General features: G+C 72.5%; 13 protein-coding genes. 7 read left to right on the top strand and 6 right to left on the bottom strand.

Annotated elements, in window-relative coordinates; translation table 11 throughout:
• Positions 1–29 precede the first annotated feature (29 nt).
• The 4 genes from AB0B40_RS34495 to AB0B40_RS34510 form a co-directional block, all read right to left on the bottom strand.
• Complete coding sequence (locus AB0B40_RS34495) at positions 30–191, bottom strand: hypothetical protein (protein ID WP_345051597.1); 162 nt, start codon at positions 189–191, stop codon at positions 30–32.
• 93 nt (positions 192–284) lie between these two features.
• Complete coding sequence (locus AB0B40_RS34500; RefSeq protein WP_362267461.1) at positions 285–2,513, bottom strand: prolyl oligopeptidase family serine peptidase; 2,229 nt, start codon at positions 2,511–2,513, stop codon at positions 285–287.
• Positions 2,489–4,270, bottom strand: a complete 1,782-nt coding sequence (locus tag AB0B40_RS34505; protein WP_345051602.1) for an N-acetylglutaminylglutamine amidotransferase — start codon at positions 4,268–4,270, stop codon at positions 2,489–2,491. The genes AB0B40_RS34500 and AB0B40_RS34505 overlap by 25 nt, the downstream gene beginning before the upstream one ends.
• 178 nt (positions 4,271–4,448) lie before the next feature.
• Complete coding sequence (locus AB0B40_RS34510) at positions 4,449–5,642, bottom strand: glutamate--cysteine ligase (RefSeq protein ID WP_345051606.1); 1,194 nt, start codon at positions 5,640–5,642, stop codon at positions 4,449–4,451.
• A 239-nt stretch (positions 5,643–5,881) separates the two neighbouring features.
• Between AB0B40_RS34510 and AB0B40_RS34515 the strand changes: the two genes are divergently transcribed.
• The 6 genes from AB0B40_RS34515 to AB0B40_RS34540 all read left to right on the top strand — a co-directional run bounded on the left by AB0B40_RS34515 (position 5,882) and on the right by AB0B40_RS34540 (position 10,802).
• Positions 5,882–6,127, top strand: coding sequence for a DUF2945 domain-containing protein (locus AB0B40_RS34515; RefSeq protein WP_362267465.1), 246 nt, complete (start codon positions 5,882–5,884; stop codon positions 6,125–6,127).
• 109 nt (positions 6,128–6,236) lie between these two features.
• Positions 6,237–7,454, top strand: a complete 1,218-nt coding sequence (locus AB0B40_RS34520; protein ID WP_362267467.1) for a spore photoproduct lyase family protein — start codon at positions 6,237–6,239, stop codon at positions 7,452–7,454.
• 66 nt (positions 7,455–7,520) lie between these two features.
• A complete protein-coding gene (locus AB0B40_RS34525) occupies positions 7,521–7,877 on the top strand; it encodes a PRC-barrel domain-containing protein (protein WP_345051610.1) in 357 nt (118 codons plus the stop codon).
• A 26-nt stretch (positions 7,878–7,903) separates the two neighbouring features.
• The gene (locus tag AB0B40_RS34530) at positions 7,904–8,071 is read left to right on the top strand and encodes a hypothetical protein (protein WP_345051613.1); all 168 of its coding nucleotides are present in this window, start codon (positions 7,904–7,906) and stop codon (positions 8,069–8,071) included.
• Between the two features lie 140 nt (positions 8,072–8,211).
• Positions 8,212–9,390: a polysaccharide pyruvyl transferase family protein gene (locus AB0B40_RS34535; protein WP_362267469.1), complete on the top strand. Its 1,179-nt coding sequence runs from the start codon at positions 8,212–8,214 to the stop codon at positions 9,388–9,390.
• 2 nt (positions 9,391–9,392) lie between these two features.
• On the top strand, positions 9,393–10,802 hold the full coding sequence (locus AB0B40_RS34540) for an FAD-dependent oxidoreductase (RefSeq protein ID WP_345051615.1): 1,410 nt from the start codon (positions 9,393–9,395) through the stop codon (positions 10,800–10,802).
• A gap of 7 nt (positions 10,803–10,809) precedes the next feature.
• Here the strand turns inward: AB0B40_RS34540 and AB0B40_RS34545 are convergent, their stop codons facing one another.
• Both AB0B40_RS34545 and AB0B40_RS34550 read right to left on the bottom strand, forming a co-directional pair.
• Positions 10,810–12,021, bottom strand: a complete 1,212-nt coding sequence (locus AB0B40_RS34545) for a fused response regulator/phosphatase (protein WP_345051618.1) — start codon at positions 12,019–12,021, stop codon at positions 10,810–10,812.
• Complete coding sequence (locus AB0B40_RS34550) at positions 12,018–13,607, bottom strand: ATP-binding protein (RefSeq protein ID WP_345051620.1); 1,590 nt, start codon at positions 13,605–13,607, stop codon at positions 12,018–12,020. Before AB0B40_RS34550 ends, AB0B40_RS34545 begins: the two co-directional genes overlap by 4 nt.
• Before the next feature lie 290 nt (positions 13,608–13,897).
• On the opposite strand from AB0B40_RS34550, the gene AB0B40_RS34555 reads away from it, so the two are divergent.
• Positions 13,898–14,329 carry a response regulator gene (locus tag AB0B40_RS34555; RefSeq protein ID WP_345051623.1) on the top strand — a complete coding sequence of 144 codons (432 nt, stop codon included), beginning with the start codon at positions 13,898–13,900 and terminating at the stop codon, positions 14,327–14,329.
• Positions 14,330–14,389 lie beyond the last annotated feature (60 nt).

Genomic DNA, 14,389 nt, shown 5'->3' on the forward strand with positions numbered 1-14,389 from the left:
CAGGACGGCGGGCCGTGGGCCTGTGCGCGTCACATCCCCGACGCGGACCGGCGGGCGCGCAGCTTGCCGAACAGCCGCTGGGCCTGGGCCCGGCGGCGCGGGTCGGCCGCGGTACGGCGTACTTGTTCGATCGTGCGCCGGCCCTGCGGGCTCCTCGCGTACTGCTTGAGTCGTTCGAAAACTCCGGACACGACACTCCTTTCGACAGGGGGTGTCCTGCTCTCGTCAGGCCCCTCGACGTCCGACTACCCGGTGACCGGCGGTCCAGCCCCGCCCGGGCGGGGTCAGCCGGTCAGGTGCCGTTGCAGCCAGTCGGCCGCGGCACGGCGGAAGAGCCTGCGGTTGTCGGCCCGCAGGAAGTCGTGGCCCTCGTCGCGCAGCGTGAGCAGTTCGGCGGTCAGACCGCGCTCGCGAGCGGCGCGTACGAACTGCTCCGACTCGCCGGGCGGCACGTTGGTGTCGTGCTCCCCGTGCACGGCGAGCACCGGCGCGCGCAGCGCGTCGACGCGGCTCATCGGCGAGAGCGTGCGCAGCAGTTCGCGGTCGCGCTCGGGGTGGCCGTACTTGTGGGCCGCCGACTGCGCGATCCAGGGCTCGGTCCCCTCGAAGAAGGTCGCGAAGTCCGACATGCCGCACACCGCCACCCCGGTACGGAACAGGTCCGGGTGCCAGACGAGGGAGGCGAACGTGAGATAACCGCCGTACGAGCGGCCCATGACGGCCAGCCGGGAGGGATCGGCCGGCCCGGCCAGCACCGCGTGGGCGACGCAGTCGGCCACGTCGTCGATGGCGGCGAACCGGCCCCGGGCCAGGTCCGCGTCGACGAACGACCGGCCGTATCCGGAGGAACCCCGTACGTCGGGCGCGAAGATGTCCAGTCCCCGCCCGAGGATCTCGTGGTAGAGCGGGTTGAGGACGGGCCGTTCCTGTTCCTCGGGGCCGCCGTGCAGATGGATGACGCAGGGCGCCGGTTCACCGGGTCCGCGCCCGGGCGCCCGGTAGTACCAGCCGTTCAGCGGCAGTCCGTCCCGTGCGGACAGGCTCAGTTGGACCGGTCGGACGGGCGGGCGGCCCGGGGGAACGGCGTCCTCGTCCCGGGACGACCACGGGGTGCGCGCCACGGCCGCCCCCGCGGGGAGCCACCACACGCCGGGGCGGCGCTGGGAGCCGGACAGGGCCAGCAGGAGCCCCGGCCCGGCGCCGGCGATGCGGGTGGCCACTTCGTGGGGCAGGGGCACCGGCCGGGGCGCTCCGGCGGTACGCCCGGACGGGTCGGTGTCGAGGACCTCCACCTCGCTCACGCCCCGGACGTTCCAGGCCAGTACGGCGGTGCTGCCGTCGTGGGCGCGGTGCAGCAGTTCCAGGTCGCTGTCCTGCCGCGCGGCCGCGACGGACCAGCCCCGCGGCCGTCCGTCCGGGTCCAGTCCGGCGGCGAGCAGGACCGCGAACTCCCGGTAGGCGTCGCTGCGCAGCCAGAGGGTGTCCGCGCGGGGCGAGAACCCGCCGATCCACGGGTCGCCGTCGGCCACCGGTACCACACAGGTCGTGGTGCCGTCGGCGGTGCGCGTCACCACCGCCTCGCGCCGTCCGCGCGGTCCCCGGCGCAGCAGCGCCAGGGCGCCGTCACGGCTGAGGTCGCACACGCGCAGTGTCGCCGCGTCCTTCTCGGCGGCGAGCAGGACGGGGGCGCTCACGCCGTCGGGGTCGATCAGATAGGCCGACAGTCCGTCGCCGAAGGCGGCGGTCGGGGCGGGGTGTCCGTCCCCTGTGGCGCCGGGGGCCCTCGTGTCGGCGGTGGCCGCGGGTGACGGCCGGCCGAGCCGGCCCTCGTCGTGGGGTGGCGCGCCGAGGAGCACGGCGTCGCCGTCCCGGCGCTGCCTGCCGGCCGCCAGGCGGCCGGCAGGCAGCCCGGATCCGGCCGGCCCGGGCTCCGTCGCCGCGGTCTGGGAGGCGGGGGCGGCGGTGGGGACCGCGACGGTCACCGCGAGGGCCGATCCGTCGTGCGCCCAGCAGCCCAGGTGGGCCGAGCTGCCCGGTTCGGCTCCGGCCAGGATGTGGCGGTCGGTGCCGTCGGGGCGTACGCACAGCACCCGCAGGTGTTCGCCGCCTCCGGGGGCGGTGGTGTAGGCGATCCACCGGCCGTCGGGCGACCAGGACACCTCCTGGACGGGGTCCGGCTCGGTGTCGAGCAGCCGTACCTCGTCGCCGTCGACGGGCCCCGCCCACAGCTGGGGCACACCGGCGCGGTCGCAGATGTAGGCCACCTGGGCACCGGTGGGATCGGCCGAGGGGTACCAGCAGCCGTGCGCGACGAGCCGGGTCGGCGCGTCGCGCGGCCCGGCGGCGTCCGGCAGCGGGATGCGTGCGGGGGCGGCGAAGGCGGGGGCACGCCGGTCCCCCGCCGGTGGCGCCGGGCTCGCCTCCGGCGCAGGCCGGCCGACGGTGGCCGTGCCCGGGCCGGCGGTGGGCTCCGCGGGGCGCCTGTCCGTCAGATTCCGTGCGTCTGCAGCCATATCTCCAGCAAAGCCACTTGCCACAGCGCGTTCGCTCCGCGCTTGGTGCGGTGTCGGTCGGGGGCCGCCAGGAGTTCGTCGAGGTAGGCGTCCTTGAAGAGTCCGCGCCGCCTGGCCTCGGGAGCGTTCAGTGCCTCGCGGACCCGCTCCAGGACGGGCCCGGCCATGTGGGTGATCGCCGGGACCGGGAAGTAGCCCTTGGGCCGGTCGACCACGTCACGGGGCAGCAGTTTGCGGCCGGCCTCCTTCAGGACGCCCTTGCCGCCGTCGGCCAGTTTCAGCTCCGGCGGACAGGCGGCCGCCAGCTCCACCAGCTCATGGTCGAGGAACGGCACACGGGCCTCCAGGCCCCAGTCCATGGTCATGTTGTCGACCCGTTTCACGGGGTCGTCCACGAGCATGACATGGGTGTCGAGCCGCAGGGCCGCGTCGAGAGCGGTCTCGGCCCCGGGCGCCGCCATGTGGTCGCGGACGAACCGGCGCGAGACGTCCTCCGGCGGCAGCATGTGCGGCTGGAGCACGGCGGCGAGGTCGGCGTGCGACCGGTCGAAGTACGTCTCGGCGTACCTCTCCGGCTCCTCCTCGCGGGCCGCGGAGGCGAGGCGGGGGTACCAGTGGTAGCCGGCGAACACCTCGTCCGCGCCCTGACCGCTCTGCACGACCTTGACGTTCTTGGCCACCTGCTCGGCCAGCAGGTGGAAGGCCACCACGTCATGGCTCATCATCGGCTCGCTCATGGCCGCGACCGCCGCGTCCAGGGCCGTCGACACCCGCTCCGAGGGAACCATCAGCTGGTGGTGATCGGTGGCGAACTCCTTGGCGATCAGGTCGGAGTACCGGAACTCGTCCCCGGCGTCACCGCCTTCCGACTCGAAGCCCACACTGAACGTCGCCAGGTCCCGCTGTCCCTCGTCGGCCAGCAGTGCCACGATCAGGCTGGAGTCCAGGCCGCCCGAGAGCAGGACGCCGACCGGCACGTCGGCGACCATCCGGCGGCTCACGGCGGTGCGCAGCGCGTCGAGCACCGCGTCGCGCCATTCGCTGGGGCTCATGCCCGCGTGCTCGGGCCTGCGGGTGTAGGACGGCTGCCAGTAGCGACGGTCCTGGTAGCTGCCGTCCGGCTCGACGGTCCGCACGGTGGCCGGGGGCAGCTTGCGCACCCCGGCCACGATGGTGTGGGGTGCGGCGACGGTGGCGTGCCAGCTGAGGTACTGGTGGACGGCGACCGGGTCCAGCGCGGTGTCGACGCCGCCGGCCGCGAGGAGTGCCGGAAGCGACGAGGCGAAGCGGAGCCGTCCGGCGGTCTGCGCCAGGTACAGGGGCTTGATGCCGAGGCGGTCGCGTCCCAGGATCAGACGGCCGGTCCGGTGCTCCACGAGAGCGAACGCGAACATGCCGTGGAAGCGGTCGACACAGGCGGTGCCCCACTGCCGGTACGCCTTGAGGACGACCTCGGTGTCGGACGTGGAGCGGAACCGGTGACCGAGGGCCGCCAGTTCCGTACGCAGCTCCCCGTAGTTGTAGATGCAGCCGTTGAAGACGCCGGTGACCTCGTGCTGGTCGTCGGTCATCGGCTGCGCCCCGCGCTCGGACAGGTCGATGATCTTCAGTCGGCGGTGGCCCAGCGCCACGGCCCCCCGCGACCAGATCCCCTCACCGTCGGGGCCACGGGGCGCGAGCCGGTCGCTCATGCGCTCCACGGCCGCGAGGTCGGGTCGCCCGCCGTCGAGGCGCATCTCTCCGCTCAGACCGCACATCAGGCAGCACCTCCGTCCCGCGGGTGCGGATCGCGTGGTGTCGCCGAGTACGCGGACCGGGCCGTCGCCGGCCGGTGGGGGCTGGTTGACATGGTGTTCCGTTCTCCTTCGTACGACATCCCGTCGGGTGGCTCGGGGAAGGCGGCAGAGGCCGCCGTCCGTGCGTGTGCCGCGCGCGTCAGGGGCCGGCGATGCGTGCCGGGCGGGAGGCGGGAGCGCCCGGAGCGGGCCGCCTGAGGGAGGTGACGTTCCCGTCGAGTCCGGTGACGGGCCGGCGGCGCCGGGCGGTGTCGCCGCGGGTTTCCGCGATCGCCAGATCGGTGCAGGCCAGCAGGTCCTCGGCCGTGGCCGTGCGGCGCATGCGATGGGCGGCGCTGCCCTCCTGGAGCGCGCGCTCGGTGAGGTCCCGGACCGTCCCCCAGTCCCCGGCGGCCTCCAGCGCCGGGCGCACCCGCCTGAGCAGGGCGCGGACGACCTGCGGGGCCGGCGCCTCGCGGCGGGTGTAGGGGTCGATCAGGGTGCCTTCGAGGCCGGAACGCGCGGCCCGCCAGGACGCGGCGCGCAGCCACTCGTGCCGGCCCCCGCAGGCGGGGACCCGGGTGGTCTCCAGCCGCTCCCGGGCCTCGGTCACCAGGGCCCGGAAGAGTCCCGCGACGAGCACGACGGTCTCCGCGCGGGGGCAGGCGTCGCAGATGCGCAGTTCGAGGGTCTGCTGATGGGCGGAGGGCCGTATGTCGTAGTAGATCATTCCCGGGTCGCTGATGACGCCCGAGTCGATGAAGCCCTGGACGGTCGCGTCGTAGGCCGCCGCGTCCGGGAAGCAGCCGACCGGACCCGCGGTGGGCCAGCGCTGCCACACCATCGTCCGCCAGCTGGCGTAGCCGGTGTCGGCACCCAGCCAGAACGGAGAACTCGCGGACAGGGCCAGCAGCACGTGCAGCCACGGCGACACCTCGCACATGATGCGTACGGCCAGGTCGCGGCCGGGAGCGTCGACATGGACGTGGGTTCCGCAGATCAGCTGCTCGTCGGCGACCATGCGGTACTGGTCGACCATGCGGCGGTAGCGGTAGCCGGCGGTGGGCTGGATGTCCGCGGTGCGGGCCAGCGGCACCGTTCCGGCGGCGACCGCGGCGAGCCCGTGCGCGGTGGCGGCGGCGTCGAGCCGGCGTCTGGTGGCTATGACGTCGGCGTAGAGGTCGTGCAGTGAGGTGTGCACACCGCTGTTGGTCTCCACGGTCGCCTGCTGCAGTTCGGTCGTGTAGGTCGGTTTGGGGAGCTTCTCCAGCACGGTGTCGGCTCGTGACACGAGCAGGCCCGTCTCCACCTCGACAATGTGGAATTCCTCTTCCACTCCGATGCGCTGGGTCACGACACTCCTCGGGGTGATGGACGGAGGCTTGCTGCCCTCGCCCTCGGGGCCGCTCCCGGTACAGCGGGCGGCGGGCGATGCCTCTCCGACTTCCCATCTGGCCGATCACTAAGCAAGGGTGCTCCTGAGAGCTGCGCGCCTCACAGAAGAGCGACCACGCCGCCGCCCATGCCGAGCGCGTCGGGTGCGGGCAAGGTGGGTGATGCACACCGCGAACCCTCACAGAGCAGGAGCACGCCATGGCCAAGGGGAAGCACTCCTCCGGCGAGCGGGAGCCGGCCAAGGGTGACAAGGCCGCCTGGCGCAGTCACGGCACCGAGACCTCGGGCGCGGTGGAGAAGAAGATCACCGAGCGCACGGAGGCGGCCGGCCGCACCGTGGCCGCCTCGCCCGACGACCCGCAGTACGAGGTGCGCAGTGACAAGTCCGGGCGTACGGCCGTGCACAAGCCGTCGGCCCTGAAGAGGAAGAAGAGTCAGGGCTGAGCCCGGGCGCGTACGGCCCGGCCGTGGAGCCGCGGGCACGGCGGACGCCTGCCGTCAAGTTGCCTACAGTGGGGTGAGGCCCCCTTCCGACACCCCGAGCGGAGCGCGCATGAGGTACTCCTCCGCCGGACCGGACGGCGTCCCCGACGCCCTCTTCGACCTCGACGCGGTCACCGCCCCGACGCCCGCAGGACGCACGGGAGGCAGCGGCGGCCGGGAACCGGGGCGCGGCCCCGACCACCGCTTCCCCTTCCGGGACTCCCCCGCGGCCCGCCGTCTGCTGCCCGTCCGGAGCGTCTACGCGGAACCGGCCGCCGCAGGCTCCCCGCGCGGCCGTCAGATCCTCGCCCGCTTCCCGGACGCGGAGCTGATCGAGGTGGACTCCCACTGGCGCATCCCCGGACTGCACGGCAACGAGGGGAACGTCGACCGGTGGGTGCGGGTGAAGGGGGAGACGCTGGTCCTGGGTGTGAAGAAGACCCTGACCACGCGGCCCAACGGCCGCTCCGCCGACTGGATCGCGCCGGGCCCCTCCAACGGATGCGCCATGGCCTGCGCGTACTGTTACGTGCCGCGCCGCAAGGGCTACGCCAATCCGATCACCGTCTTCACCAACATCGACGGCATCATCGCCCACCTGGCACGCCACGTCGCACGCCTCGGCCCCAAGCGGGAGCCCAACCAGTGCGACGAGACGGCCTGGGTCTACGACATCGGGGAGAACGGCGACTGTTCGGTGGACGCGCTGATCTGCGACAACACCGCGGACCTCGTGCGGGCCTTCAGCCGGTGGCCCTCGGCCAAGGCGTCGTTCGCCACCAAGTTCGTCAATCCCGACCTGCTCGCGCTGGACCCGCGGGGCCGGACGCGCATCCGCTTCTCCCTGATGCCCGTGGCCGACTCCCGGCTGCTGGACGTACGGACGTCACCGGTGGACGACCGGATCGCCGCCGCGGCGGACTTCCTGGACGCGGGGTACGAGGTGCACTTCAACCTCTCCCCCGTGGTCCTGCGGCCCGGCTGGGAGGACGCCTGGACCGAACTGCTCCGCCGGCTCGACGACGTCCTTCCCGAGCGGGTCAAACGGCAGGCGGCCGCCGAAGTGATCATGCTCACCCACAACCGGGAACTGCACCGGGTCAACCAGGGCTGGCATCCCCGTGCCGAGGAGGTGCTCTGGCGGCCCGACCTCCAGCAGGGCAAACGCTCGGAGAACGGGGCTCTGAACGTGCGCTACACCAACCGGGTCAAGGCGGAGGCCGTGCACACGCTGCGCGGCCTGGTGGCGGCCCACGCGCCCTGGCTGCGCATCCGGTACGCCTTCTGAGGGCTTCGGCGGTCTCGGCGAACATCTCCGGCCCGTCAGTGGGTACCCCCTGCACAGGAGGTTCTGATGTTCGAGGCATCCGACATCCGCGAATGGCGGGGTCATGACGTGGTCGACGCGGACGGCCACAAGATCGGCGCTCTGGAGTCGGTCTACGTGGACACCGGCACCGACCAGCCCGCCTTCGCCACGGTGACCGTGGGTCTGCCCACCCGCCGCCGGCTGGCGTTCGTACCGCTCGCCGGTGCGACGGTCGGTCCGGGTTACCTGAAGGTCGTCCACGGCAAGGACCGGGTCAAGAAGGCACCGTCGATCGACACCGACGGGGAACTGCCCGCCGCCGAGGAGGCCGCCGTCTTCGCCCACTACGAAATGCCCTACGCACCGGGCGCCGGCGGCGAGCGGCGCCTGGCCCGCCGCTGACCCACCGAGCCCCCGGGAGAGATCCGATGATCCTGTTCCTGCTGCTGATCCTCGTGGCCCTCGTCCTGGGCATCATCGGATTCGCCGTCCACAGCCTGTTCTATCTCCTGGTCATCGGCGCCGTCGTCCTCGTCGTCGATCTCGTCTTCGGCGTGGTGCGCCTGCGCGGCCGCAAGCACCGCATCGCCCGCTGACCGCGCGCGACCGGAGTCGCGGGTCCGCACCGGAAGGCGGCAAGCTGGTACGAAACGCCTGTACGAGGCGTCGGGTACCCGCCCACCTTCCGGCTCCGCGGGCCGGGAGCACTTCCGGCGCGAGCCATGAGGGAGCGGTCATGGACGGCACGGACAGCCTGACCGTAGGCGTACTGGGCTCCTACGGGGGCCGGAACGTGGGAGACGAGGCCATCCTCACCGCCCTGCTGGACCGGCTCCGGGACGGGCGGCTGGACGCCCGCTTCGTCGTCTTCTCCCGCGATCCCCGGCACACCCGTTCGGTCCACCCGGACGTCGAGGCCGTCGCCTGGGAGGGTGTCTGCCGGGAGGACGTCTCCGAGCACCTGCGGCGGCTGAGCGTGCTGGTGCTCGGCGGTGGCGGAATCCTCTACGACACCGAGGCGCGCCGATACCTGCGGATGGCCCGCACCGCCCAGAACCTGGGCGTGCCCGTCTTCACGTACGCCGTGGGCGCCGGACCGCTCACCGACGAGACGGACTGTGCCTGGGTCCGTACGGTGCTCTCCGACGCGATCGAAGTGACGGTGCGTGACGAGGAGTCGAAGCTGGTCCTCGAGGAGGCCGGACTCACCCGGCCGATCTCCGTCACCGCCGACCCCGCGCTGTTGCTGGAACCCGGCGACCGCGGTACGGCGCTGCTGCGGGCGGAGGCGGTGCCCCGTGGCATGCGCCTGGCGGGCATGAGCGTGCGGGAGCCGGGACGCGCGGCCGAGCACCTCGACGAAGAGGGGTACCACCAGCTCCTCGCGAACGTGGGCGACTTCCTCGTCCACCGCCTGGACGCTCATGTCGTCTTCGTCTCCATGGAACGCGGCGACATCCGGCACGCGCACTCCGTCGTGTCGCGGATGGCGCAGGCGGACCGCTGCACGGTGCTGCACGGCGACCACGGGCCGCAGGAGGTCCTCGACATCGTCACGGAACTCGATCTCGCCGTGGGCATGAGGCTGCACTTCCTGGTCTTCGCCGCCCTCGCCGGCATCCCCCTGCTCCCCCTGCCCTACGCGGGCAAGGTCTTCGACTTCGCCCAGCGGATCGGCGCGCCCGCCCTGCGCGGGGTGGTCAGGGAGACCGCCGGACTGCTGCTGGCCGAGGTGGACCGCCTGTGGGACGAGCGGCACACCCGCGCGGCGGAGGCCGCCGCGCGCACGGCGTCGATGCGCATCCGGGCGGCCCGGACCGCCGAGTTGCTCCTCGCCCATCTCGCCGACGACGGCACCCCCGCGCCCGACGCGGTCCACCGCGGCACCCCGGTGCCCGCCTCCACCGCGGGCTGACCGTGTCCTACCTGAGACCGCCACGCGTCCCGCGGAAGGTGCAGCTGCCGCCGCGTCAGGCCCTGCACGCCGGCTCCACCCAGGTGCTGGTGATCGGCGGTGGCCCGGCCGGCATCGGCGCGGCCCTCGGTGCGGCCAACGCGGGCGCCGAGGTGGTCCTCGTCGAGCGCTACGGCTTCCTCGGCGGCAACGCCACCGCGGCACTGGTGATGCCACTGATGAGCTTTCACAACGAGGTCGGGCAGGCCGTGTCCGGCGACACCACGCGCCTGCTGCCGCCCGACCACGGCGAGGGCGAACCGGTGGTCGGCGGGGTGCTGTGGACGCTGCTCGACCAGCTGGTACGCGCCGGAGCGGCGATCCGGCCGTCACTGGAGACCGGCTACACCGTGCCCTTCGACGCGGAACTCTTCAAGCTGGTGGCGTACGAGCTGCTGGAGAGCCACGAGGTCCGTACGCTCCTGCACGCCTTCGCCTCCGACGTCCTCAGCCTGCCGGACCGGGCACGCGCGGTGTTCGAGACCAAGTCGGGGCCCCTCGTGCTGGACGCGGACGTGATCGTCGACTGCACGGGGGACGGCGACATCGCCGCGGCGGCGGGGGCCTCGTACGAGACCGGCCGGCCCGAGGACGGCTGGACGCAGCCCATGACGCTGATGTTCCGCATGGTCCGCTTCGACCACGAGGAGTTCACCGGCTACACCCGCGCCCACCCCGGCCAGTGGCGGGGTGTGCACGGGCTGTGGGACCTCGTCCGCGCCGCGACGGACGCCGGAGAGCTGGATCTGCCCCGTGAGGACATTCTCTTCTTCGCCACGCCGAACGCCGGTGAGGTCGCGGTGAACTCCACGCGCGTCACCGAGGTGCTCGGCACGAGCGTCTGGGACCTCACCCGCGCCGAGTTCACGGCTCACCGGCAGATGGCGCAGATCGCCCGGTTCCTGCGCGACCGCGTGCCGGGTTTCGCGGACTCCTACGTCGTCCAGAGCGGCGTCCAGGTCGGCGTCCGGGAGACGCGCCGGATCACGGGCGACTACCTGCTGACGGGCGAGGACGTCCTCACAGCCCGCAAGTTCGACGACGCCGTCGCCCGCGGTGCCTACCCGGTGGACATCCACAACCCGAGTGGTCGCGGCACCACGCTCAGACGGCTGCCGCGCGGAGAGTCCTACGACATCCCGCTGCGCTGCCTGCTGCCCCTCGGCCTGGACCGGGTGCTGGTCGCCGGCCGCTGCATCTCGGGCGACCACGTGGCCCACTCCTCCTACCGTGTCATGCCGATCTCCATGGCCACCGGCCAGGCGGCGGGCGTCTGCGCGGCCCTGGCGGCGACGCGGGGCCGGCGCCCCCGCGACGTGCCGGTGAGCACGGTCCAGCGGGAACTGCGCGCACAGGGTGCGAGTCTGCCCTGACCCGTGTTCAGGGTGCGGTGCGCCAGGTGCCCGCCGTCTGCCCGGGCGTGCCGGTGTTCCAGTCCAGGCGCAGAACGGCGAGGTCGTCGGTGTGCCGCTCGGCGTTGAGGGTGCGGGTCCGGGCGATGAGCTGGTCGAGGTGGGCGCCGGGATGGGACGTGTGGATCGCGTCGATGACGCGCAGCAGGCCGTCGACGCCGAGCCGGGCGCCGGTGCCGTCGGCGAAGCCCTCGATGAGGCCGTCGGTGTAGGCGATGAGCGCTCCGCGGGCGGGCAGCGGGAAGGTGGTGGCCGGCCACTTGCCCAGTCCGGGCGCGATACCGAGAGCGATGCCGTAGGTCGCGGTGATCTCCTGGGTGCCCTCGTCGGTGACGAGGAGGGGTGCGTGGTGCCCGGCCAGGTGCAAGGTCGCGGTGGCCGCGTGCGGGTCCAGGGTGATCAGGGTGCAGGTGGTGAACAGGTCGCTGCCGGCGCGCTCGGCGTTGTGGATCTGTTCCAGCAGGTGCAGCAGCTGCTGGTCGCGATGGCCGCCGAGAGTGAGGGCGCGCCAGGCGATGCGCAGGCAGACGCCGAGCGCGGCCGCGTCGGGGCCGTGGCCGCTGACGTCTCCGATGACGGCGTGCACCTGCCCGTCGTCGGTCTGCACGACATCCAGGAAGTCACCTCCGAGCAGAGCCTGCGCCCGCCCCGGGAAATAGCGGCTGGAGGCGGTGACACCCGTCGACGGCAGCAGGGGCTCGGGCAGCAGCCCGCGTTCCAGGCGTGCGTTCTCCTCGGCGCGCAGCCGGCCGATCTGGAGGGCTGCGTTGGCGCGTTCGGCCTGCTTTCGCTGGACGGCGTAGCGGACGGCGCGCTGCATCAGGTCGGGATCGACCTTGCCCTTGACGAGGTAGTCCTGGGCGCCGGCGGCGAGGGCGTCGACCCCCGCGTGCGGTTCGTCCAGTCCGGTCAGCACGATGATGGCGCAGGGAGTGTCCGCCTGGATGGCCTGCACCGTCTCCACGCCGGACGCGTCGGGCAGGTGCAGGTCCAGCAGGACGCAGTCGAGGTGTGCCGAGGCCAGTGCCGTACGCGCGTCCGCGGCCGTGCGGCAGCGCGTGAGGGTGTGCGGCAGGCCGGTGTCGTAGAGGAGTTCCTCGACGAGGAGGGCGTCGCCGTCGTCGTCCTCCACCAGGAGGATGCGGAACCGGTCCTCGCTCCGCTCGGGTCCTCCGGTCACGGTCGCGACTCTTCCTCGCCGGACACGGGTCCGTCGCCCGTGGCGGGCAGGGTGAAGACCACGCGGGTGCCCAGCCGGTACTCGGAGTCGATCCTGATCGTTCCGCCGTGGAACTCCACGACCTTCTTGCACATGGCCAGGCCGATACCGGTGCCCGGATAGGCGTCCTTGGTGTGCAGGCGCTGGAAGATGGCGAAGACCTTCTCCTGGAACTCCGGGGCGATGCCGATGCCGTTGTCGCCGACCGCGAACTCCCACATGTCCCCTTGCCGCACGGCGCTGACGTGGATCTGCGGCGGCCGGTCGGGGCTGTGGAACTTGATCGCGTTGGACAGCAGGTTCTGCCACAGCATGCCCAGCTGGGTGCTGTCGCCGACGACGGTGGGCAGCGCGTCGTGGGAGATCTCGGCGCCGGTCTCCTCGACGGCCACGCTGAGGTCGTCCACGGCCCGGCTCAGCACGTCTTCCAGATCGACGGTCCGGTGGTCGTTGTGCACGCGGCCGACCCGGGAGAAGGCCAGCAGGTCGTTGATGAGGGTCTGCATACGGTTGGCGCCGTCGACGGCGAAGGCGATGTACTGGTCCGCCTTGTCGTCCAGCTGCCCGCCGTAGCGGCGTTGCAGGAGCTGGGTGAAGCTCGACACCTTGCGCAGCGGTTCCTGCAGGTCGTGCGAGGCGACGTAGGCGAACTGCTCCAGTTCCGTGTTGGACCGCTTCAGGTCCTGGGCCTGCTCGTCCATCTGGGTGCGCGCCGCCTCGCTGAACTGCAGCTCCCGCACCAGCCGGCGGCGCATCGAGTCCACGTCGGAGGCCAGCAGGCGCAGGTCGGCGGGGCCGTCGCCGGTGATAGTACGGTCGAAGCGGCCCTGCGCGACGTCACGGGCCGCCGAGCCCAGCCGGCTGAGCGGACCGGTGACACCACGGCGCAGCCCCTCGAAGACGAGCGCCGCCACCAGCACGATGACGCCGGCGATGATGGCGAACATCCAGTTCCGCAGGGCCTCCGCCTGGCGGAGTTTCCGCCTGGCCGCCGTGCGCTCGGCCTCCAGGTGGTCCTGCTGGCGCGCCAACGCGTCCCGCAGCGAGTCGAACGTGGTCTTGCCCTCCGCCGCACGCTGTGTGACGAGCTTCACGGCGTCGGCGGCGGAGGCGGTCGCGACGGGCCGGGCTGTGCGCTCCTGCCAGGAACCGGCCAGTCTCTCGACCTCGGCCAGGTCGGCGACGGCCCGGGCGTCGCCCCGGACCAGCGTCCGAAGATGCCCGAGGGCGGTCTTCTCGGCGCTGACACCCTGCTGGTAGGGCTGGAGGAAGTCCGAGCGGCCGGAGAGGCCGTAGCCGCGGATGCCGGTCTCCTCGTTGACCAGAGCCTGTTCCAGCCGCATCGCGTCGATCAGGGCGGGAGAGCGCCTGTCGACCAGTTCGGCGCTGAGTTGTGAGGTGCGCCACATGGCCCAGCCGCCCAGTGCGCCCAGCACTGCCAGGACCGCCAGGGTGGTGGCGACCCCGACTCGCAGCCAGCGCCGAGTCGTCCAACGGGACCACGCGCCCTGGGTGTCGAACGGCTCGGTCTTCACGGCGGTGCGCATGTCTCCCTCGGCGATCGGATCACGGTTGTCGTACGGCAAGCACACTGTACCCACGGCCGGACAACACACGTTGTCCGCTACGAGATCAACGCCTTAGTCTGGTGTCATGCCCGGTTCCGTCGCGTCTGCCCAGCCGTCCGGAGAGACGATCACCCTGGTGACCCAGGCAGTGGGCGAGCCGGCCGGGCGATGCGCGTGAGCCGCCAGGGGCCCGGCGCCGCCGACCCGGGCTCATCACCAACAGCACACCCCGTCCGAACCATCGCCCGACATACCGGAGCTCCTGAATCATGGCTGCCGCCGCAACCCGCCCCTACGACGTGCTGCTGGTCGAGGACGACGTCGCCGACGCGATGCTCATCCAGGACGCCCTCACCGAACGGGGGGCGCGTCATCTCTCCCAGGTCTCCGACGGCGTCGAGGCCCTGGAGTACCTGCGCAACCCCGACAACGAGCGCCCCGACCTGATCGTCCTCGACCTGAACATGCCCCGCATGAACGGCCGCGAGTTCCTGGCCGTCGTGAAGGAGGACGCCGACCTGCGGACCATCCCGGTCGTCGTACTGACGACGTCCGCCGCTCCGGACGACGTCAGCGGCGCGTACCGTCACCACGCCAACGCCTACGTCACCAAGCCGGTGAACCTCGATGAGTTCGAGGCGGCGGTGCGCAGCATCGACGCCTTCTACCTGGACGTGGCCGTCAAGCCCCCGAAGGAGTAGGGCGACGCTCCCGCGGGAGCCCGACGACGGCCGCGCCCCGCGCTTCCCTCCCGGAGATCG

The organism is Streptomyces sp. NPDC042638 (assembly GCF_040647235.1).
In the GTDB taxonomy this organism is placed as follows: Bacteria; Actinomycetota; Actinomycetes; order Streptomycetales; family Streptomycetaceae; genus Streptomyces; species Streptomyces rameus.

What these genes read in the sequence shown, in the direction of transcription:
- AB0B40_RS34500 (WP_362267461.1), bottom strand. Translation starts at nt 2,513, where the DNA reads ATGGCTGCAGACGCACGGAATCTGACGGACAGGCGCCCCGCGGAGCCC.
- AB0B40_RS34505 (WP_345051602.1), bottom strand. Translation starts at nt 4,270, where the DNA reads ATGTGCGGTCTGAGCGGAGAGATGCGCCTCGACGGCGGGCGACCCGAC.
- AB0B40_RS34515 (WP_362267465.1), top strand. Translation starts at nt 5,882, where the DNA reads ATGGCCAAGGGGAAGCACTCCTCCGGCGAGCGGGAGCCGGCCAAGGGT.
- AB0B40_RS34520 (WP_362267467.1), top strand. Translation starts at nt 6,237, where the DNA reads ATGAGGTACTCCTCCGCCGGACCGGACGGCGTCCCCGACGCCCTCTTC.
- AB0B40_RS34525 (WP_345051610.1), top strand. Translation starts at nt 7,521, where the DNA reads ATGTTCGAGGCATCCGACATCCGCGAATGGCGGGGTCATGACGTGGTC.
- AB0B40_RS34530 (WP_345051613.1), top strand. Translation starts at nt 7,904, where the DNA reads ATGATCCTGTTCCTGCTGCTGATCCTCGTGGCCCTCGTCCTGGGCATC.
- AB0B40_RS34535 (WP_362267469.1), top strand. Translation starts at nt 8,212, where the DNA reads ATGGACGGCACGGACAGCCTGACCGTAGGCGTACTGGGCTCCTACGGG.
- AB0B40_RS34550 (WP_345051620.1), bottom strand. Translation starts at nt 13,607, where the DNA reads ATGCGCACCGCCGTGAAGACCGAGCCGTTCGACACCCAGGGCGCGTGG.
- AB0B40_RS34555 (WP_345051623.1), top strand. Translation starts at nt 13,898, where the DNA reads ATGGCTGCCGCCGCAACCCGCCCCTACGACGTGCTGCTGGTCGAGGAC.